The organism is Candidatus Woesearchaeota archaeon (genome assembly GCA_027858315.1).
In the GTDB taxonomy this organism is placed as follows: domain Archaea; phylum Nanobdellota; class Nanobdellia; order Woesearchaeales; family UBA583; genus UBA583.
The window spans coordinates 1-20,629 of record JAQICV010000041.1; the positions used below are offsets into that span (position 1 = coordinate 1).

At 26.8% G+C, this 20,629-nt stretch carries 24 protein-coding genes and 1 rRNA gene; 19 read left to right on the plus strand and 6 right to left on the minus strand.

The window, feature by feature from the left end:
* The first annotated feature begins 221 nt into the window (after positions 1-221).
* From gatB to PF569_03280, 4 genes are read left to right on the plus strand one after another with little or no spacing between them, the layout of a single operon-like run.
* Positions 222-1,613: an Asp-tRNA(Asn)/Glu-tRNA(Gln) amidotransferase subunit GatB gene (gatB, locus tag PF569_03265; protein MDA3855252.1), complete on the plus strand. Its 1,392-nt coding sequence runs from the start codon at positions 222-224 to the stop codon at positions 1,611-1,613.
* A gap of 56 nt (positions 1,614-1,669) precedes the next feature.
* Complete coding sequence (locus PF569_03270; GenBank protein ID MDA3855253.1) at positions 1,670-2,614, plus strand: sensor domain-containing diguanylate cyclase; 945 nt, start codon at positions 1,670-1,672, stop codon at positions 2,612-2,614.
* A 44-nt stretch (positions 2,615-2,658) separates the two neighbouring features.
* A complete protein-coding gene (locus PF569_03275) occupies positions 2,659-2,832 on the plus strand; it encodes a hypothetical protein (GenBank protein ID MDA3855254.1) in 174 nt (57 codons plus the stop codon).
* A gap of 34 nt (positions 2,833-2,866) precedes the next feature.
* Positions 2,867-3,232 carry a hypothetical protein gene (locus PF569_03280; protein ID MDA3855255.1) on the plus strand — a complete coding sequence of 122 codons (366 nt, stop codon included), beginning with the start codon at positions 2,867-2,869 and terminating at the stop codon, positions 3,230-3,232.
* A 77-nt stretch (positions 3,233-3,309) separates the two neighbouring features.
* Here PF569_03280 and PF569_03285 read toward each other — a convergent pair whose 3' ends face one another.
* Both PF569_03285 and PF569_03290 read right to left on the minus strand, forming a co-directional pair.
* The gene (locus PF569_03285; GenBank protein MDA3855256.1) at positions 3,310-4,062 is read right to left on the minus strand and encodes a ZIP family metal transporter; all 753 of its coding nucleotides are present in this window, start codon (positions 4,060-4,062) and stop codon (positions 3,310-3,312) included.
* A 23-nt stretch (positions 4,063-4,085) separates the two neighbouring features.
* Positions 4,086-4,667, minus strand: a complete 582-nt coding sequence (locus tag PF569_03290) for a DUF1461 domain-containing protein (protein ID MDA3855257.1) — start codon at positions 4,665-4,667, stop codon at positions 4,086-4,088.
* 77 nt (positions 4,668-4,744) lie between these two features.
* Here PF569_03290 and rrf point away from each other — a divergent pair.
* From rrf to PF569_03325, 7 genes are all read left to right on the plus strand, one after another.
* Positions 4,745-4,859: ribosomal RNA gene (gene rrf, locus PF569_03295) — 5S ribosomal RNA — on the plus strand.
* Between the two features lie 132 nt (positions 4,860-4,991).
* Complete coding sequence (locus PF569_03300; protein MDA3855258.1) at positions 4,992-5,834, plus strand: hypothetical protein; 843 nt, start codon at positions 4,992-4,994, stop codon at positions 5,832-5,834.
* A gap of 113 nt (positions 5,835-5,947) precedes the next feature.
* On the plus strand, positions 5,948-7,234 hold the full coding sequence (locus tag PF569_03305; GenBank protein ID MDA3855259.1) for an orc1/cdc6 family replication initiation protein: 1,287 nt from the start codon (positions 5,948-5,950) through the stop codon (positions 7,232-7,234).
* Positions 7,235-7,310: 76 nt separating this feature from the next.
* Entirely contained in the window at positions 7,311-7,598 is a 288-nt protein-coding gene (locus PF569_03310) for a 50S ribosomal protein L21e (protein MDA3855260.1), read from the plus strand.
* A gap of 2 nt (positions 7,599-7,600) precedes the next feature.
* Entirely contained in the window at positions 7,601-7,948 is a 348-nt protein-coding gene (locus PF569_03315; GenBank protein ID MDA3855261.1) for a hypothetical protein, read from the plus strand.
* Between the two features lie 83 nt (positions 7,949-8,031).
* Positions 8,032-8,601, plus strand: a complete 570-nt coding sequence (locus PF569_03320) for a DUF655 domain-containing protein (GenBank protein ID MDA3855262.1) — start codon at positions 8,032-8,034, stop codon at positions 8,599-8,601.
* A gap of 98 nt (positions 8,602-8,699) precedes the next feature.
* Positions 8,700-8,966, plus strand: a complete 267-nt coding sequence (locus tag PF569_03325) for a hypothetical protein (GenBank protein ID MDA3855263.1) — start codon at positions 8,700-8,702, stop codon at positions 8,964-8,966.
* On the opposite strand, the gene PF569_03330 is transcribed toward PF569_03325, so the two are convergent.
* On the minus strand, positions 8,963-10,366 hold the full coding sequence (locus tag PF569_03330; GenBank protein MDA3855264.1) for a hypothetical protein: 1,404 nt from the start codon (positions 10,364-10,366) through the stop codon (positions 8,963-8,965). The genes PF569_03325 and PF569_03330 overlap by 4 nt on opposite strands.
* Positions 10,367-10,440: 74 nt before the next feature.
* On the opposite strand from PF569_03330, the gene PF569_03335 reads away from it, so the two are divergent.
* Both PF569_03335 and PF569_03340 read left to right on the plus strand, forming a co-directional pair.
* Positions 10,441-11,010 (plus strand): AAA family ATPase, encoded by a 570-nt coding sequence (locus tag PF569_03335; protein ID MDA3855265.1) that lies wholly within the window; start codon positions 10,441-10,443, stop codon positions 11,008-11,010.
* Positions 11,003-11,512 (plus strand): cytidine/deoxycytidylate deaminase family protein, encoded by a 510-nt coding sequence (locus PF569_03340; protein MDA3855266.1) that lies wholly within the window; start codon positions 11,003-11,005, stop codon positions 11,510-11,512. Before PF569_03335 ends, PF569_03340 begins: the two co-directional genes overlap by 8 nt.
* 15 nt (positions 11,513-11,527) lie before the next feature.
* On the opposite strand, the gene PF569_03345 is transcribed toward PF569_03340, so the two are convergent.
* A complete protein-coding gene (locus PF569_03345) occupies positions 11,528-11,794 on the minus strand; it encodes a ferredoxin (GenBank protein MDA3855267.1) in 267 nt (88 codons plus the stop codon).
* A gap of 113 nt (positions 11,795-11,907) precedes the next feature.
* Here PF569_03345 and PF569_03350 point away from each other — a divergent pair, with 113 nt between their 5' ends.
* The gene (locus PF569_03350) at positions 11,908-13,143 is read left to right on the plus strand and encodes a transglycosylase SLT domain-containing protein (protein ID MDA3855268.1); all 1,236 of its coding nucleotides are present in this window, start codon (positions 11,908-11,910) and stop codon (positions 13,141-13,143) included.
* A gap of 381 nt (positions 13,144-13,524) precedes the next feature.
* Here PF569_03350 and PF569_03355 read toward each other — a convergent pair whose 3' ends face one another.
* Together PF569_03355 and PF569_03360 are read right to left on the minus strand one after the other, a co-directional pair.
* Complete coding sequence (locus PF569_03355; protein ID MDA3855269.1) at positions 13,525-14,100, minus strand: ATP-binding protein; 576 nt, start codon at positions 14,098-14,100, stop codon at positions 13,525-13,527.
* A gap of 130 nt (positions 14,101-14,230) precedes the next feature.
* The gene (locus PF569_03360; GenBank protein MDA3855270.1) at positions 14,231-15,208 is read right to left on the minus strand and encodes an RsmB/NOP family class I SAM-dependent RNA methyltransferase; all 978 of its coding nucleotides are present in this window, start codon (positions 15,206-15,208) and stop codon (positions 14,231-14,233) included.
* A 50-nt stretch (positions 15,209-15,258) separates the two neighbouring features.
* On the opposite strand from PF569_03360, the gene PF569_03365 reads away from it, so the two are divergent.
* From PF569_03365 to PF569_03385, 5 genes are all read left to right on the plus strand, one after another.
* A complete protein-coding gene (locus PF569_03365; protein ID MDA3855271.1) occupies positions 15,259-16,155 on the plus strand; it encodes an EamA family transporter in 897 nt (298 codons plus the stop codon).
* A gap of 59 nt (positions 16,156-16,214) precedes the next feature.
* Entirely contained in the window at positions 16,215-17,420 is a 1,206-nt protein-coding gene (locus PF569_03370) for a cation:proton antiporter (protein ID MDA3855272.1), read from the plus strand.
* A 25-nt stretch (positions 17,421-17,445) separates the two neighbouring features.
* Positions 17,446-17,913: an HIT domain-containing protein gene (locus tag PF569_03375; GenBank protein MDA3855273.1), complete on the plus strand. Its 468-nt coding sequence runs from the start codon at positions 17,446-17,448 to the stop codon at positions 17,911-17,913.
* Positions 17,914-17,991: 78 nt separating this feature from the next.
* Positions 17,992-19,830: a hypothetical protein gene (locus PF569_03380; protein MDA3855274.1), complete on the plus strand. Its 1,839-nt coding sequence runs from the start codon at positions 17,992-17,994 to the stop codon at positions 19,828-19,830.
* 31 nt (positions 19,831-19,861) lie between these two features.
* Complete coding sequence (locus tag PF569_03385; protein MDA3855275.1) at positions 19,862-20,611, plus strand: hypothetical protein; 750 nt, start codon at positions 19,862-19,864, stop codon at positions 20,609-20,611.
* The last annotated feature ends 18 nt before the right edge of the window (positions 20,612-20,629 follow it).

Here is a 20,629-nt window from a genome sequence, read left to right on the forward strand (position 1 = left end):
ATCTTATTTAATTCTTGACGAAAAGAATTCTCGTGAGGAATTATTTGTTTTTGTACAAGTTTACGAATCATAATAATTAAAGAAATTTGAACTTTATAAATCTACTTCGGATAAAGCCTGATTACCAATCAAATTGTTCCGAATGAATGTAATCAATGGCTGAACTTATTATTCTTTGATTAAATAATAAAATATATAAACCTAAACTAATATTTTTTCTTATGACTCAAGATATTATGATAGGATTGGAAGTCCACGCATATTTGAAAACAAAAGAAAAATTATTCTGTTCATGTAAAAAATCTTCAAAAGAAGATGAAGTAAATACTAATATTTGTCCAAGATGTACTGGTCAGCCTGGTGCTAAACCTAAATTACCAAATAAAGAGGCATTATACAAAACAATTAAATTAGGTCAAATCTTTGGCTCAAAAATTACTCTTAGAACAAATTTTCAAAGAAAACAATATACTTGGCCTGATATGCCTGTAGGTTATCAAAGAACTGTTTCAGGAAACATAACTCCAACTGGAGTTGGTGGTGAATTTCAAGGTATTGGAATTGAAGAACTACATTTAGAAGAGGACCCAGCAGCATGGGACCCAGTAACTGGTGAGATTAATTATAATAGAGCTGGTTCTCCTCTGGCAGAAATTGTAACAAAACCTGAATTTACTTCAACAGACCAACTAAGAGAATGGTTAAAAGAATTAATCCTTGTAGCTTCCTACATTGATGCAATAGATCCAAATTTTAATATAAAATCAGATGTTAATGTTTCAATTAAGGAATCTGGTTTCAAAAGAGTTGAAATCAAAAATGTAAATTCATTCACAAACATTGTTGCATCAGCTGAAGCTGAGATTAAAAGACAAAGAGCTTTAGTTGCAAATGGTGAAAGTATTGAAATGCAAACTAGAAGGTACAATGAAACTCTTGATGAAACTCAATTTATGCGTTCAAAAGAAAATGCTCAAGACTATATGTTTATTCCAGAACCAGACTTACCTAACTTAATTTTAACTCAAAAAGAAATTGATAAAATTAAAAAGGAAATTCCTGAACTTCCTGCTCAAAAGAGGGATAAATATTCAGGATTTGGTCTAAAACTTGAAGACATAGAAGTATTAGTTTCAAATAGATATTTAACTGAAATATTTGAACATGCTCTTAAAGAAAAACTAAACCCTAAAGAAGTAGGATTATTTTTAAGAAGGGAGATTATGAGAGTATTGAACTATAATAAAGCAACATTTAAAGATTTAGAAAGAAAAGATATTAAATCAGAAATTTCAAAGCTTCTAGAACTCTTATCTTCAGAAAAAATTTCATATACAACTGCTCAAAAATTAATTGAAAAATTGTATGCAGAAAAATTCAACATAGAAAAATTTGTTGAAGAAAATAATTTAATTCAAGTACAAGATGATTCATTAATAGAGGATTTACTAAAAAAAGCCCTAAGTGAAGCGCCAAAAGCGGTAGAAGATTATAAAGCAGGCAATACTAAATCTTTAAACTTTGTAGTTGGCATCGTAATGCGTGAGACAAAGGGAACTGCATCCCCTCAAAAAGTAAATCAAGTTTTAATGAAATTAGTAAAGAATTTATAATTTTGTTGCTAGGCATAACAACTAATATTTATAAATGAAACTCTCAAATAAATATTATGAGACTAAAAGACCATCTCGCATATAATTATTATAAATATTCTTCCAGAGTTTTCAAAAGAAGTACACTTAAGTCTAAAATAAAAAAAGATTTAGTTTGGGGCTTCTTTTTGTCTTCTTTTTTAGGTTTTTTTGTATTTGTATCTCACAGTTTTATTATTGAGGCGCGTTCTATATGGGAGATTTTTATTGAGTCGTTAATTTATTTTTTTAATTTGATAATTATTTTGATAGTTTTTGATTTTTATTTATATAATTCTATTAATAAAAATTTATTTGTTAGGTTTAAGAACATACAAGAAGAGATGAAAGAGATTATGAAAGGAAATTTATCTAAACGAATATCTAATGAAGGAGAAGATGAACTTGATGAGATGATTTACTTTACAAATGATTTATTAGATAAATTAGAACAACATATTGAAAATGAGAAAAAGTATTCATTAATTGATCCATTGACTAATTGTTATAATCGAAGAGCTTTAACTATAAATTCTGAATCTGTTTTGAGTTATTCTGATAGAGAGAAAAAGAACTTCACAATTGCAGTAATGGACTTAGACAATTTTAAAACAGTAAATGATACACATGGACATAAAGTAGGTGATGATGTATTGGTAACATTTAGCAAAGTTATTAAGGGAATTTTAAGGAAACATGATTCAGTATATAGGATAGGTGGAGAAGAATTCATGATATTACTCTCAGATATAAATGTCGCAGCTTCAAAAAAGATTTTGGAAAGATTAAGAAAGGATATTCCTTATCAAATTAAAAAACAAGTAGCTGAAATTAGTTGTAATGTTACATTTAGTTGTGGTTTTGTAAATTCGAGGAAATATAATTTAAAGAATGAAGAAACAATTAATAAAATGATTGAGGATGCTGATGTTCTATCTTATAAAGCAAAAAAATCTGGAAAAGATAAAATTGTATATCGTTAAAAATGTATAGTGTGATAAAATGTTTTAATTGTAAAAAATTCCAATTGAGCAGTGCAAATAAAATATTTACTTGTATTTATTGCAAAAAATCAAAAGAAATTACTCGAATAAGGATATATTATCAATCTCAAACGCCAAAATTAGCTCAAGAGGTTTTAAAAAAAATTAAAGAAGAACTAGCAGGCGAAGATTCAGGATTCAAATCTGCTTTAGAATAGTAATATTTATAAAATATTTAATTTATTAATTCTTATGGCTGAAAACAAAAAAAGTAAAAATTTTTACAAATTCACAACTTATGTATTACTAATTGTAATTGTAGTAGCTATTGCATTTTATTCATTTGGAGTTCATTCAACAACAAAATTTAATGAAGGAGTAATTTATGGACAACAATTAACTAGTGATTATGCAGTTCAAACTCTAAATCAAAATGGATATCTTCCTTTAACTCTTGGAAATCAAACTATTGCTTTAGTACCTTCGCAAATGTTACAAGTTGCAAAAGAAGAAACAATTCTGGAGATTTTAACTTATGTTCAAGAAAATGGATATGTTTCTTTATTTATTAATGAAACTGAAGTGGTCTTGGTACCATACCAAACACCTCAACAATAATTAATAATTAATTTTTATTTATTTATTCCTTTGAATTCTCAATGGAATGACTATTATTATTGTTAAATATTAATTATTTATTCTAAAAATAGTAATAAACTCATAATAAAAATTCCCAATATAAATGTAGTTATTTGTAAAATTGAACTTTTCAATTTGGATTCTTTATGTAATTCAGGGATTAAATCTGAACCTGCTATATATATGAAATTTCCTGCAGCAACAGAGATTAAAAATTCTAGCGAACCATTTATTTTTGTTCCAATAATTAATGCAATTATTAGCCCTAAAAATGCACTAAGTGAAGTAATAAAATTCATAGCAAGTGCTTTTTTTTGAGAAAATCCTCCATGAATCAAAACACCATAATTTGCGATTTCTTGAGGAATCTCATGAAATATTACTGCAACTGTTGTAGCAATTCCTACAGGAATACTAACTAAATAACTAACCCCTATAATAATTCCATCAATGAAGTTATGCATTGTATCACCAACTAAACTCATAATACTTAAAGGATGTACATGTTCTTTAGTAATTGGCATATGGCAATGTCTCCAATGAATTATTTTTTCAAGAATTAATGAAATAATAATTCCGACCATTATATAAATTGAAATCTTCAATGTAAAACTTCCTGCTTCTTCTACTAATTCTGGCAGTAGATGTAAAAACACATCTCCAAATAAAGCTCCTGCAGAGAAACTTATCATATATATTAATGTCTTTTTTAATGTTTGAGTATTCATACCAAAAGTTAAAATTCCAATTAATGAAAGAAAACTTACAATAAAAACGCTACCCAATGAATATAAAAATATATCAATCATAATTAATATGAGTTAATTTGTTTTTAAATAGTTATTCTTTTAGCATTAAATACTATATGAAATATTAAATTTATGACTATTGCAATCAAAATAATAAATATAAAACTATTAATAAAAAATTCGTAGGGAAACAAATAATATGATAAATCATTAGGATTTAAAATCCATAACTCATTACTAAATAATAATGGGTGAAATATTTTGTCCCAGAAAAATATAAAAAAAGGAACAATTAAAAAACTAAGAATAAAGATTAGTGAATTAATAATTGGGTATTTCCCAATTTTTTTTCTATTAAACTTTATTATGAATATTATTAGGCTAACGATACTAAGTAGAAATAAAATGTCATAGATATTTCTAACTTCGCTAAAATGAACTTTTTCTTTATCATTCCAGTTTTCATTTAAGTCTTCTTTATGATAAAAATAATTAATTAAGTTTTTAGTTGAGTTCATTACAATTTCCTCACTAGTATAATTATATATTCTTTGTTTATCATAATTCAATTCATAAGAAGAACTAGAATATATTGTATATGTTAGTGGAACATATAAAGATAAATAAAAAAAGGATACAAACAATAGAAAGTTTTTTAATTTCATTAAAATTTATAGTTCTTATGTCTTTATAATTCTTCCCGAAATGGAAAGTTTTATAAACCGATTGACATTAATATTAGTAGAAGGTTCATATAGCCTAGGGTCACACCTGTTCCCATCTCGAACACAGAAGTTAAGCCTGGTTAGCCTTGGTGAGTACTGTTATATAACGGAAAAACTTTGGTGGCCTTCACTTTTTTAATTAGTCTTATTCTCTAACTTTGAAAATTTAAATTGTAGTTTTTACTATTATATTCTGTATCGTTCTAAATAGTATTTTAAAAGCGTGTTACAAAGATTTATAAAATATTTATTTGTAAAATTATTATGTTTAGAAGTAAAAAAGGAATTACTGCCGTTGTAAGTATAGTTTTTTTAATGTTGTTATCAATTACTGCATATATTTACCTTCAAAATTGGTATTTCAATATTGATTCAAATATTCAAAATGATGTATATACTAAAGAGGTTTCACAAAATTTAGAAGTAAGAAAAATTGAAGGTTCTCTTCTTACAATAAAAAATGATTTTGGTGATGATTTTAAAATTAATTCAATTAAAATTGATGGGGTTGAATGTAACACTCAAGATTATATTATTGATGAGGGTATTGCAACTATAGATATTGGATCTTGTACAAAAGGTTTAAATGAAGTAATTCCTTATTCAGTATCATTATTTACTAATTATGGTATGATTAATTCTTATGAAACTGTTAGAAGTCCACTAATATCTGATTTGATAGTATTATTTCAATTTGGTGCTTGTGATTTTATAAATGGTTATACAAGGTTGTATGGATTAACTGATTTAGAGAGTGCTCATGTAGATGTTGATGGTTCTAGTACTTATAATGTATGCGTAAAACATGTCGATTATAATCTTACCGATTCTGGTTATGTAAATAATGTAAATTTATTTTATTTATATCCTGATTCTAATTCTGCAATTTGGACTCAAACAGGTTCAAGATATAGTGGAGAACCACCATTTTGGTATAATGTGTCTTTATCTTCTGATAAAACTATAAGTTATATAATTAATAGTTCAAGTATGGCTGCTCAAAATTATAGTTGTATTGGGAAAATAGACGAAGATAATATTTATGGATCTCACATGGGCGATTGTTCATCATCGCATCCAGATACTTTGTGGGTTAAATTAATTTAATTTTATAATATTTAGTATTTTTTTTGAAGAGTTATTTCTCCACTAGAAACCTGTGCATTTCCTTTGCCAGTTTTACAAACCTTTATATACCTTATGCACTCCTTGTATTTCTAATGGAGAATCTACTAGAAACTAATCCTATTTCTGAAAATACTAAAGATGATATTGATAACTTCTTTGACGAATTTATGTCATCAAAACCTATTTTTAAAGATAAATCTGTATTACAGTCAAGTTACAAGCCAGATCTAATTCCTCATAGGGAAGAATACATAAAAGATATTGCGAAAATTTTAGCACCAGCATTAAGAAAGGAAAAACCTTCAAATCTTTTCATATATGGTAAAACTGGAACTGGAAAATCTTTATGTATAAATCATGTTCTAAATAAAATGAGTAATGTGGCTTCATCAAGAGATATTCCTCTTCTGATAGTTACTATAAATTGTAAACTAAAGAAAGTAGCAGATACTGAATACAGAATTCTTCTTGAAATTATTAAACAATTAGGAAAGGAAATGCCATCTACAGGAATTTCTACAAATGATTTATACAAAGAACTATACATTTTATTAGACTCACAAAGAAGAACTGTTTTATTAGTCTTAGATGAGATAGACACTCTAATTCATAAAGTAGGTGATGAAATATTATACAACCTAACAAGAATTAATCCTGAACTTAAAAATTCTGAAATTTCAATACTTGGAATTACAAATGATCTAACAGTAATGGACACAGTAGATGCAAGAGTTAAAAGTTCTCTAAATGAAGAAGAATTAGTATTTTTACCATACAATGCTGTTCAGATTCAAGATATATTAAATGATAGGTCATTAATGGCATTTCAAGCAGGAGTTTTACACGAAGAAGTTATTCCTAGATGCGCTGCATATGCTGCAAGAGAACATGGTGATGCAAGAAGAGCTCTCGAACTTTTAAGATTTGCAGCAGAAATTGCAGAAAGAGAAGGCTCTGAAAAAGTATTACCTGAACATATTGACAATGCAGATAAGCGTTCTGAGAGAAATAGAGTAATTGATGTAATCAAATCTCAACCAAAACAATTTCAATTGGTAAACTATGCAATAATTAAAACATCTATGAAAGAAAAGCACAATCTTGTAACAAATAAAAAATCTATGTTTTTTGAACCATCAACAACTGGAGCAGTATATGATTATTATAATAAAATAGCAAAAGAATTAAGTGTGCCATCTTTAAGTTTAAGAAGGATTTCAGACATTATTGTTGAACTTGAAGTACTAGGTTTGATTAATTTTAAAATCGTCTCAAAAGGAAGATATGGAAGAACAAGATTTATCTCTGTAGATTTACCTAAGAGTTTATATGATGATGTTTTAACCATATTAAAAGAAGATTTAAACATTACAATTTAAACTATATTAAAAAATCTTTAAGATAAAGTTTTTAAAGCAAACAAGATTATTTTATATATATATTAAGTGATTTAAAATGAAAAGAATTGGTGGAAGTAGAAGAAAATCAAGATATAAGATGAGTAAGTCTGTATCAGAAAAAGGAAAATTACACATTAAGAGATTTATGCAAAAATATGAATCTGGTGATAAAGTCTTACTAAAAGCATACCCTTCATATCAAAAAGGTCTATTTTGTTTAAGATTTTATGGTAAAATTGGGGAAATTTCAGGAGAACAAGGTGAATGTTATAAAGTAAACATTAAAGATGGTAACAAAGTAAAAATGTGTATTATTCACCCAGTTCATTTATTAAGAGCTTAAAAATGTCAAATAATTATGATTTAATTACAATTGAAGCAATCTCTCAAGCAGATTCTGCAAAAATTATTGCAGACAAAGAGAAAAATCAAGAGCTAACTTATAGGGAAGAAAAAGTTAGAGAATATTTAAAGAAATTTCAAAAATTAGACCATGCTGAAACTAAAAAAGCTCAAGCTGAGTTATTAGCACTTGAAATTCCTAGATTAGGTGAAGAGCATATTGTAAAAATTTTAGAATTAATGCCTGCTAATGGAACTGAATTAAGAGCAATAGTCTCTCATTCAGGAACTGTTTTAGTTGATGAAAATATGACTAAAATAATTGAAGTTCTAAATAACTATAGAAAATAAATTTATAATTATTTCTTTAAAATAGTATAAACAAAGTTTATAAATTAACAATAGTATAATTTTAATTAGGTTAAATAAGAAAAATGGACAATAGATATAGAAGAGAGGAAAAAAAACCCCCAATCAAAGAAGAAAATGCAATTATTCTTGATGTTATTGTAAATAGTTCTTCATTTAAAGATAATAATTTAGCTCAAGCAATAGGAGTTAATACTTACAACTTATTTGAATTAGTGCCAAAACAAGGAGTAGAATTAAGGGCTGGTCAAAAAGTATATGTTGGTGATGGTAAAAGAGATGAAATTCAATACATAAAAAGGGTACTATATTTTGATAAATTATCAGGTACTGCAAGCTCTGAGTTATTTTTCACAATTCAAGATATTGTTGATGAAAAAGAGGAAGAATTTGTAAATTTTTTCAATATGGCTGGTCCAATTTCTATTAGAAGACATTCTTTAGAATTAATTCCTGGAATAGGTAAGAAACACCTTAAAGTTTTAATTGATGAAAGGTACATAAAACCATTTGAAAGTTTTAAAGACCTAACAGAAAGATGTCCTTTTTTAGCAGAACCTTCAAAATCAATTTCTCAAAGAATTTTAGAAGAAATAAAAGATGAAACTGATCACAAATTTTTCATGAAAAAATAATTGGGCTTGCTCAAGTATTTTGCCATAAAAATTTAATTTTTATACTAAAGTAATTTCTTCAATAAATACTTTTATTAATTCTAAAATCTATTAATACTATGCACTCAAAATTATTTGGTTATAATCATGAAAGTATAGTCTTTAAAGAAAGAGAGATAAATTTCAAAATTACTTATTTTTCGAGAAAAGAGCACTCATTCATATTAATAGACTATAAATTAAATGGTTGGAAGAATTCTACTTATTTAGGTGCTGAAAACTATGATGAATCAATTTTAAAAACTTTTTTTGGAGATTTCAAAGAATCAGAAAAAAAAGGAATAATAAAACTAGAAGAATTATTAATAAAATATTCACTCAATTAGTTCTTTTTCTCTTTAGAATTTTTACTTTTAACAAATAAATAAATGTAATGTAGAGGATTTTTAACATTTACTCTCGGAAATTTATCTTTATCTTCTTTGATAATTTCTTCATCAATACCAATTCCTCTGTAATAATTTTGATTATTATAATTTGGTGGAGAAATAGTTTTCTCTTGATTCTCAAACCATGTAATTTGTGCATTTATATAATTCTTTTTTAATGGAGAACTTTGTTTAGAATTCCATTCATCAATTGTTGCTCTAATATGGTCTTTATCCCATTTAACTGCATGTAAAAATGTAAGTAATAAAAATAAAGCTCTTTTTTTCCCATCTTCAAAATCATTCTCAAGTGCAAATACAATAGTTGCAGGAAAATCCTTTAACTCTACTTTTTCATCAATTTCAAATGCAGCAATTTCAAACTCACCTTCAAAAATTATACCTCTTTCATGTCCTTTTTTATCTTTTTTTATCTTATTTACAATTTTTTCAAATTCGTCATCATTTCCATCTTCATAAGTCCTCATAAGTAAAATGTCTCCATCTTTTCCATATTTAGGATCATATCTTAAAAATTCAAAATGTTTATTGAACTCAGGTTTCACATTTCCAACCTTTGCCCAATTCTTTTCAAATTTCATAATGTTCTCATTCTTTAAAGGCACACTAGCAAGACCTGATTTCTCATTCAAAGAATAAGGCATTCTAAAAAGATGTCTTGATGAAATCAAAATAGTATCAATTTCAATTACTTTCATAAATTCAAAATTATATGAATCAATATCATCATTAATCAAATCATTAACATCTAAATCATACTTCTTAGCAATTTTTTCAACACTTCCATCATGTTCAAGTATAGCTTTAGATATTCTTCCCTTTAATTCAACCATTAAATATGCGGCAATTTTTCTAGCAACTACTGGGAAAAGTTTTCTAGTTTCTCCAATTCCAATAATATTCTTAGAAAATGCTTCAAAAGGAATTCCAATATGAAAACCCTTATTCCCACTAAATTTAGTAGAAGCATTATGAACTCCTATCTCATTTAAAAATTCAATAATAATTTTACCAACTATTTGTGCATAAAAAAAATCTACACCATCTAAATCAAGAATTAAATCCCATCCTATTCTATTCTTAACTTTTTCTTCTTCAGAATATTTCTCATTACCTAAAAGGAGAGGATTAGCCCATCTCTCCTCGCTACAATGAAAAGAACTAGCTTCTTTTTGTACAAAACTCTTAACATCACTGATATATTCAATAGTATCTGGTCTCTTTCCAAAATAAGAACTCTTGAATTGAACTGCAATTTCCCTATCTTTAGCAAAATCTAATATTGCCTTTTGGATTTCAGGCCTAGAATAATATTTATCTGCTAAAGTTTGATTCATAATATATTTGAGAATAAATCATTTATATAATTTTAGTAAGAAATCTTATAAACTTTAAACTTTGAGAATATATTATGGGTGAAAAAGTAATTATTGGAATTACGGGAACTCTTGGTGCTGGAAAAGGTACAATTGTTGATTATTTGCAAAAGAGATATAATTTTAATCATTTCTCTGCAAGTGAATTCATAACTGAAGAAATTTTAAGGCGTAATTTAGAAGTAAATCGAGATTCGATGCGAGAAGTTGCAAATGATTTGAGGGAAAAAAATTCTCCAAGTTATGTAGCTGAAGAATTATATTTAAGAGCAGGAAAGACTAAAAACAATGCAATTATTGAGAGTTTGAGAACTCTGGGTGAAATAAATTCTCTAAAAGAAAAAGGAAATTTTTATTTATTTGCTGTAGATGCAGACTCCAAAATTAGATATGAAAGAATTTTATTAAGAAAATCATCAAAAGATAATGTATCTTTTGAGAAATTCATTCAAAATGAAAAAGCTGAGAGTCTAAATGAAGAGCCACACAAACAGAATTTACCTAAATGTATTAATCAAGCAGATTTTAAATTCAACAATGATTGTAATTTTGAAAATTTATACAAACAAATAGATGAAGTAATGAGGAAAATAGTAAATGGATAATCAAAAATCAACTTTAAAAGAAAAATATCAAAGACCTTCCTGGGATGATTATTTTATGGAAGTAATGGAAGCTGTTGCAAAAAGAGCAACTTGTGATAGGGGAAGATCTGGTTGCGTTATTGCAAAAGATAAACAACTCTTAGTAACTGGTTATGTTGGTTCTCCAATTGGACTTGATCATTGTGATGAAGTTGGACACCAAATGAAAATTATGGTACATGAAGACGGTAAAGCTACAAATCATTGTGTAAGAACAGTTCATGCTGAGCAAAATGCTATATGTCAAGCTGCCAAACTTGGTGTAGCATTAGAAGGTTCGACTCTTTATTGTCGTATGACTCCTTGTAGAGTCTGTGCTATGTTAATAATAAATTCAGGAATAAAGCGAGTAGTATGTCAAAAAAGATACCATCAAGGAGCTGAAGGTGAAGAAATGTTTAAAAAAGCTGGAGTTCAAGTTACTATATTAAATCCTGAAATTGAAAACTATGCAAATCAATAATTAAAAAATATTTTTTTAGAAAATTTTATTCTCGCTACCATCTTCTTTAAACTCAATGATATGGATACAATTAACTGGACAACTCTCAGCACCTTCTTTATTTAAATCAAAATCTGTTCCATCATCAAATTTTCTAATTTCTTCATTTCCATTTCCGGATTTTTCAGAACCTGCTAAATCTGATTTACCATCACTATTCATACTCCAATAACTAGGAGCAACACTAGCGCAAGCTGCGCAACCAATACATGCATCTCTATCGTGAACAATTTTATATGTCATATCAAATTTAAAGAAAACTAGTTTATAAATTTAATTACTTTAATATAAATAAATCTCCTATGTCTAGACCAAGAGTAGTAACACTTTTAAATCTAAAGTAATTACTTATAAATATGCGAACTGATTATGCTGAATCAATTGATAGAAATTTGTCAAATAAAAGTAAATTTATTTTACCAAAACTAGCCTTATCTTCAATCTTACTATTAGGTACTGCATTATTTAGTTATAATTCTGGGGTTAATTTTAGTAAAACTTCAATAGAAAATAAACAAAATAAAATTATCGAAAATTTTGTTGAAAATACTGATAAAAATAATTTTAGTGGATTTAGTAATAGGATTAAAATTGATAATCTCGAAAGAAAATTGGAAGTTAAATCTACTAATGAGGAACTCAATGAGAAATTAGATAGACTGCTAAAAGGAAAATATATAACTAAATTTGCTTATGACGATTTTTTTAAAAATGGTGATTCTAAAGCTTACGATTTATACAAAAATAAAAAAATTTCAGAATTTGCTTTAATTACATATTTGAGGGCAAATCCTGTTATTGATATATTAAATGAAAGTGAGGCAATCTTTCAAACTCCTGAATTTAAAGCAATAGTTGGTGCTGAATCTGATTTTTCACCTAACGCAAAATCCAATGCTGGTGCTATAGGGATGGCTCAAATGACTAAAGGTAAAAATGGTGGAATTGAAGGTTTACTCCATACTCGAAAAAGGGATAATGAAATTGTAAATAATATGTTAAATAAAGACAAAGTTAGTAAATTATCACTTGAAAATTATTTTGAGGATTCAACTAAAATTAATTTAAATGATTTGGGATTAAATAAAGAAACACTTAAATCTTATGGTATAAGTGAAATAGAATTAAGTGAAGTAATAATTCCTAGGTATTTGGCAATGAATGAAATAAACTTTGATAAATATACTTCAGAGAGTATAAAAAATAATATCAGATACAATATTTTGGCAGGAAATGCTCATTACTTCTCAGGAAAATTAGAATTAAGTATTCTGTCAACAGTAAAAAAAGAAAATCCTACTCGAGTTTTTTTTGAAGATGTTTCAAGATCTGAATTAGAAAAAAATTTAAACAATAGTGCTTTTCTTTGGAATTTAGATGAATTTTCTCAAGGTGCATACAATGCTGGAGTCAATGCCTTTAGGAATAAATATTTAAAACTTGCAAAAAAAGATTTATACGATACATTTAGGCTTGCATCTAATGAAACTAAAATTCACAGAACTAGAATAAATAAATATAAAGAAGCATTTAATGAACTTGAATCACATAATGTATTTGATAGTGAAAATCTGTATGTTACTAAAAATTAATTTTATTTTGAAAATTAGATATAAGTAAAAATTTATTGGGGTATTATAAGCCACATTCTGTATTTCGTATTAGCAAAGACCTATAATGTCTTCAATCGAAATTTCAAGATTTGTCTAAGCGAGCATTCTGCTCTTGCACCAAGCTTTTTATCTCAACTCTGCATTTACTCGAAGCTCATCTAACAATAAAAATGTAGAACATTTTTAAGCATGGTTAATAAATCAACCATAAATCATAGCTCATAAAACAAAGGGGGTTTCTGTAGTAGGCGATTTTCTCTCCTAAGCCATTTTAGTGGTGTGTGGACTTTCCTCTCCTTAAAGAGTCACTTGAAATATCCCAATAGAATTGAATAAGTGTAAGTTGTTTATAAAATTAAGTTATTGCTTTTTATAAAGGTATAAACTAACTCCACCAAGTTCTTTACTTTTAAAATATTTTATTTCATCCATATATGCATGCATAAATGATGTTCCAGTACCATTATTTATATCTGGTTTTATTTCTTCTGAAAAATTATACCAATTTAAAAAAGAGTTAGTTGAGTTTTTTTGTCTTTGTTCTAGTATAAATCTTGAAAATTTTGGATGTATTTTTTCACCTTGATCTGAGATTATGAATTCCAATTCTTTAGGTTTTATACTTGTACTAAGGATAATTTTCTTATTTTCATCATACTTATTTCCATGTTGGAATGCATTTAGCAATCCTTCATATAATGTTGTAAAAATATTTGCACTATATCCTAGTTTTTCTACATGTTCTGATATTGGTGTTATAATACTTCTAATTTGTCCAGGATATGTCTCTTTCTTAAGCGAAATTGGAGTTTTTTTAAAATATCGAGGTATTTGTATTTCAGTTAATCTACTATCTTTCAAATTAATTTCTCTATCAATTAGACATTTCAAATATTCTGATCCAGTTAAAGAAAACATATCTTCCGTTTTGTTCATACTTCCTATACTTCTTATGTATTTATAAATATATCGTTTGTAACTACTTCATAGTTAAAAGTTTAAATCTTGGACATTCTTATTAAATTTTAGGAATTATATGTAAAAATTTATATAACTAATTAATATTTTACTTTCTAAAGCAACATACAAAAAATCCTTGTGTCTTGGATAAATAAGGCATAATTCTTATTGAATTCTCAACTCCTTGGTCTAACTTCTTTCCTTTAAATATAGTTAAAGGTTTAGTATCAAATCCGAATTTCAAAATAGGTTTAAATGATTTCAATTTTGAATTCTTTAAAATCCAGTCTACATTTAATTCATTTTCTTCAACTTCAAGGGAACATGTTGAGTAAATCATAATTCCTTCCTTTTTAGTTAATTTTTCTGCATTTTTAAGTAATTTTTTTTGTAAATCTGAATTATTCAAAATTCCATTCATATCTCTTTTTTTAAGCCAATCTCTATCTCCTACTAAATTCCCACTACAAGGCGCATCAAGTAGAACTATGTCAAACAATTCTTTATCTTCATAATCCTCTCCCAAAGTATTTACTATAGTAATATTTTCAAATCCTTGTTTCTGAATATTATTAATTAATCTTGTAAGTCTTTTATTTTCAGGCTCTAGAGCTACAATCTCATAGTCAATTTCATGTAATGAAAATAAATCAGCAATTTGGGTAGTTTTGGAACCCGGGGATGCAGCCATATCCAATATTCTTATTTTTTTATTTTTATATTTACTAAAATCAATACAATTAACTGGAATTTGAGATGCTAAATCTTGCAAATATACTTTTCCTGAAATAGACTCAATAGAGGAAGAGATATTAAAAAAACTTCTCTCAATTTTAAGAGCATTAGAAATAAATGTATTAGAATATTTCACTCTATTTTTCTTCAAAAACTTATCACCTTCTTCGATACTAATCTTTGAAAGGTTAATTCTGATAAATTGATTTTTAGTATATTTCTCTTTTGCATCAAGTAATTTATGAAAAGTACCTCCTCCAAAAAAATCATCATATCTTTGACTAAATGTATTATTTTTCGGTTTAAAATTAGATTTATTCTTAGAAAAACTCTTCTTTTTGTATGTCATTATATATTAAGTGTAAAAACATTTTTAAAAGCTTTTGCAGAAAAAAGTATATGGTTTTATGGATTGCGTATGCACTTATTTCTGCTTTAACTATAAGTATAAAAGATATTTTAGTAAAAAAAGTATTCAAAAATAAGAATACTTCTCCTTATCAAATAATATTTGAGGAATATTTTTTACTACTACTTATAGTGTTAATTTTATTTTCTCCAAAAGTAGATTTTAGTTCATACATACTTCATTGGCACTATTATTTGATAAAATCAGTAACTTTAGTTTTAGCAACTATTATTTATTTTAAGCTTCTTCAAAAATATGAGGTTTCTTCAATTGTTCCTCTAATGAATCTAAGTCCTATGTTTTTACTTATACTATCAATTATCTTCTTGGGGGAGTTGATAAATCTTGTTCAATTTTTTGGAGTTATATTAATTATAATTTCAACTTATATTCTTGAAATAAATTTTCACAATCACAAAAAAAAAGATCCTAATAAACATCACTTCGATTTTTTGAAGAAATTAAATTTGAAAGTAATATCTTCAGTTCTTATAATGTTAATTGTAATAAGTATGACTGCAATTGCTGATAAAAAAATTTTAAATGAAGTCAATGTTTACACAAACATGTATTTTACGGGCTTATTGATATTTGTAATGCTTTCTATTTATTATCTATCTCAAGGTCATTTAAAATTAGCATTTAAAGATATATTAACAGAGCCTTCAACATTAGTAATTTCTATATTTGCAATAATTTCTACATTTTTCATACTTTTAGCTATAGGTACTCCGGGTGCATTGGTTAGTTTAATAATTCCTCTTAAAAGAACTTCTACACTTTTCGCCTCAATTGGAGGAGGGATACTATTTCATGAAAAACATATGAAACGAAAATTATTTGCAACAATTGGCATGCTTTGTGGAGTTTTATTAATTGTATTTTAATGTTTCTATCTCTAGGAGGTAACTTATCTTTATAGTCTTTTTTATTTGTATTTTAAAGAATGGAGCAGATGATGTTAATTTTCTTGATACTTAGTGTATCTTTCTTATTCTCTAGATTTTTTATTTATTTTAATCTGCCAAAAGTTTTATCGCCTATATTTTTTGGAATATTTATAGGTTATTATAGAGATTATTTGGGTTTAATTAATCTTGATTCATTGGAATTTTTATCTGAATTAGGAATAATCATGCTTTTGTTTTATATTGGTCTTGAATTGAACTTGAATAATGTTAAAAAGCAAGGAAACCAAACTATCTTTGTAGCAGTCTTTGGTTTTATTTTCACATTTATTTTGGGTTTTATATTTTCACATATGATTATGTCTTATTCAATTAAGGTAAGTTTTGTTATTGCATCAGTTTTAAGTGTCACCGCAGAGAGTATAGTAATTGTAATTCTAGAGCAAGCCAAATTACTTAAAAGTAAAATAGGTGAAGTCATTATTGGTGCAGGATTACTTGATGATATATTTGGCCTTTTTTTTCTTGCGATTATATCTATAATGGTAGCTGATAATTATAGTTTAATTTCTATGTTGCCTTTATTTCTAGGTGTATTGGTTGTTTTTATTGGATACTTTTTTATAAAGAAAATTTCATATTTTATTGATAAAGTGTTTATGCAAGATAGTTTAAAATTATATGATATATTTACAATATCTATAATTTTTCTTTTATTTTTTGCTTTATTTTCATCTCTTATTGGTTTGGATTTTTCATTAGGTGCAATTTTATCAGGAATTTTATTAAATTTTTCATTAAGTAGGGAAGGTAAGAAAGGAGTTTTAGAAGAACATCAAATAAATTTATTTATCAAAAATATGACTTTTGGTTTCTTGTCATATTTCTTATTTTTTTGGATAGGATTTAATATTGATTTAACTCAATTCTTACAAAATCCAGTTTTAGGTTTTATTTTTGCAATAATTGCTTTTAATGGTAAATTCTTTGCAGGACTTTTTTCATCATATATTACTAAAAATAATTTTTTCACAGGTTCATTAATAGGTGTAGGGATGACAACAAAAGGTGGAGTTGAATTAATTATACTTGAGATTGCAAGAAAGTCTGGTTTAATTAATGTACAAATATTTTCTGCATTAGTTCTTATGAGCTTAATCTTGACTATTTTTTCGCCTATTATATTTAATATAATTGTGAAGAAATATAATAAAGGATTACTATTAAAGACAGGAAATATTTAAAAACAATCATTTCTTGAAATATATTATGACGCAGCAAGAACTCTCAAAGGAAGAGATTCAAAAGAGAATGGAATTGATGAAGGAAAATTGTATTTTCTGTAAAATTCAAAAAAAAGAAATTCCTTCAAAAATTATTTTTGAAGATGATATTTGTCTTGCAATTCTCGACATAAATCCTGCTACAATGGGACATTTACTTCTAATGCCTAAAGAGCACTATATGTTAATGCCAATGGTTCCAGATGAGATTTTAGGGCATTTATCTATCATCTCTAAATATCTAGCAGACTTATTAAAAGAGACATTTAATCCAAATGATATTTCAATTTTTATTTCTAATGGTGCAGCTGCAGGCCAACAATCTCAACATTTCATGATGCATGTAATTCCAAGGTATGAAAATGATGGACTTAATTTTGACTTATCAGGAAGTAGTCTTTCTTCAGAAGAATTAGAAAATCTTGCAATAAAATTAAGATCAAAATTGAATTAATTCTTATCGTGTCTAGTCAGAGTAGTAACTAACTATTATAAACGAGTTATTCAATAAATATCTTATATAATTATAAAAATGGCTATGGTTAAAAAGGTTTTAATATTACTGATTGGGATTTTTGCACTGCTTAGCGTATCATACGCAACACAGGAGCAAATTCTAATTGAGTTAAATGAATTCGTAGATCAGGAAGTTATCTACAATCCATTAAAGTTTGGCGGAACAGGCGTTGGTACTTGGTCTGATGCTAATGAGAATCAATCTTCATATTCTATTACTGGATATGTTGTAGTATCAAATACAAATCCTAATGGAAAAACACTCTCGGATATATACATTTCATTAGATAATACTAATAATATGACTCTTCCGGTTTTACATCAAGGAAGAAATGGTACTTTTATTAGTAATAATCCTGCAAGTAATTTATTAGTTTTACATATTCCTGAGTTAATGACAGGAGAGAATAGTACTTGGGTTTATTCTGTAAACACTACAAGTATTAGACCTCCTTTAAATTTTACTTCAACATATTCAGATAGTAAAGTTTTAGCTGGTGATAATGTAACAATATATGATAGAGTTGAAAATGTATATGATAATGAAACTTATCAATTAAACACTTGTATTTATGGGATTAATGTATCTCAAACAACTGTGCCTGTTAATTTTTCAGGACTTATGCAAGATTATTTCTTTTTCCCTATTTCAACAGCAGGTTCTGATGCAACTAATGTAACTTATCCTGCAGCTTACGCAGATAAAACTCAACATTGGTCAGTTTTAGGTGGAGGCAATTCATGTTTGGATAAAGGTGCAAGTACTGATATTGAATACATAGTTTCAACTCCTTTAAATATTCCAAAGACAACAGATTATACAATGCTTAATACAACACTAAAATATAATTTAAATAGTACAATATCTCATACTAGAGTTATAGATATTGTTGCTTTAAGTGAGGCATATTTGGATTTTGAGAAAAAAATTCTAAAACCTTCTCATCCAACACTTTATGGAAGTAATGTGACTTGGAATGTAACTGGCTATTTTGCAACTGATATTAATATATCTTATGTTTTAGAAGAAGTAACTTTATGGGTATCACAAAGAAATGTGAATGGTATTTATACTGACCCAAATACTGTAGATAATGATACTATTGCAACAACTGTTCCTTTAACTGTAGAAACAAATCCTTTCGTTGTAGTAAATACGACATCCCCTTGGTCAAGTTCAAATTGGTTATTCAATTATTCCGATATTCCTTCTCCTATTGTTTGGATGGATATTAATTTTTCAATTGATAATGATGGAACTCAACTAATTAATAGAAGTATTACTAAAAATGGTAGAGATATTTATATTAAAGAAATCTATTTAATTATTGGTTATTGGTTAGAAATTAACAAAAATATTACTGCAATTTCAGATGATGAATATCATGTAAGAATCGATGTTCACAACAAAGGAAATCAAGTAACTCCTGCAGATACAATTGTAACAATTTACGATTTCATTCCTGGAAATTATAATTTGACTGGTCCTTTTGTTTTTAGTAATTCGCCATGGTATACTACAGCAAATACTAGTAATAATATTTCTGGAATTTATAATGGTACACTTCATCAATGGGGTCTAGTTCCAACTGGAGTTGGAGGTTTAAATACTTCTTTTGCACAAGGTCCAGGAATTAGTGTTAATACTTCATGGAGTGCAGATTATAATGTTACAGGTATTGGAGATTACACTTTACTGGACATATTTATTACAGGTTTAGATCCTCAAAAAGTAGATGGTGCAGGTTCAACAAATACTGTAATTGTTACAGAAGTTATGGATAGACTAAAAAGTACTGAAGGAATATTTGCAGCAGTTGCAAGTGTTTTATTACTATTAGGTTTATTATTATAATTAAATACTTAAAATTATTTTTATATATAAGATGCATTCGAAGAATAGATATTTAAAGTTTTTTTTAGCATTCATAGTATTAGTTTTTTTATCTAATCTTGTTTATTCTAATGTTGAAGTTTTTTCAAATTACGATACTGTTGTAACAATTAATAGTGATAATTATATTGATGTAAATAAAACTCTAACTCTAAAAAATGTTTATAGTGTAGGAATAGTTCCTGGACAAATTGAATTTAAAGTTGCAAAAGGAATTGATGGTAGTTTATCAAACATTGAAATTCAAAATGTTTCAGCAGTAGATCAATATGGGAAAGAAATTAAGACAAGAGTTAGAAATACTGACAAATACTCAGTGATTATAGTTGATGTTTATTATCCTTTACTTCCTGGATTTGAATACAAATTTAACTTAAATTATCAATTAGGATATGATCCTGGTGGAATTTTTTTTAAGAGTTTACAAATACCTTTAAGAGAAAGTACGATTCCTATTGAAAAAGGAGAATTTAAAGTAGTTCTTCCTGAGAATTATCATTTTACATATGTTGAAGAGAATACTGATACTAAAACTAGTATTGAGGGAAATAATGCTGTTTGGGAAATTAAAGATAATCTGCCTAATTCAATAGTATTTGAATATTCGTATCTTCCTATTTCAATAGGTTCATTTAAAGGTTCATATATTTTTTGGATTACAATAAATATAATTTTACTGACTATATTATTTGTCGAAGTTAAAAGAGAAATTAAGAAGGTGAAAGGACAAAATGATGTTTAGATCATTTATTAAAAGTTT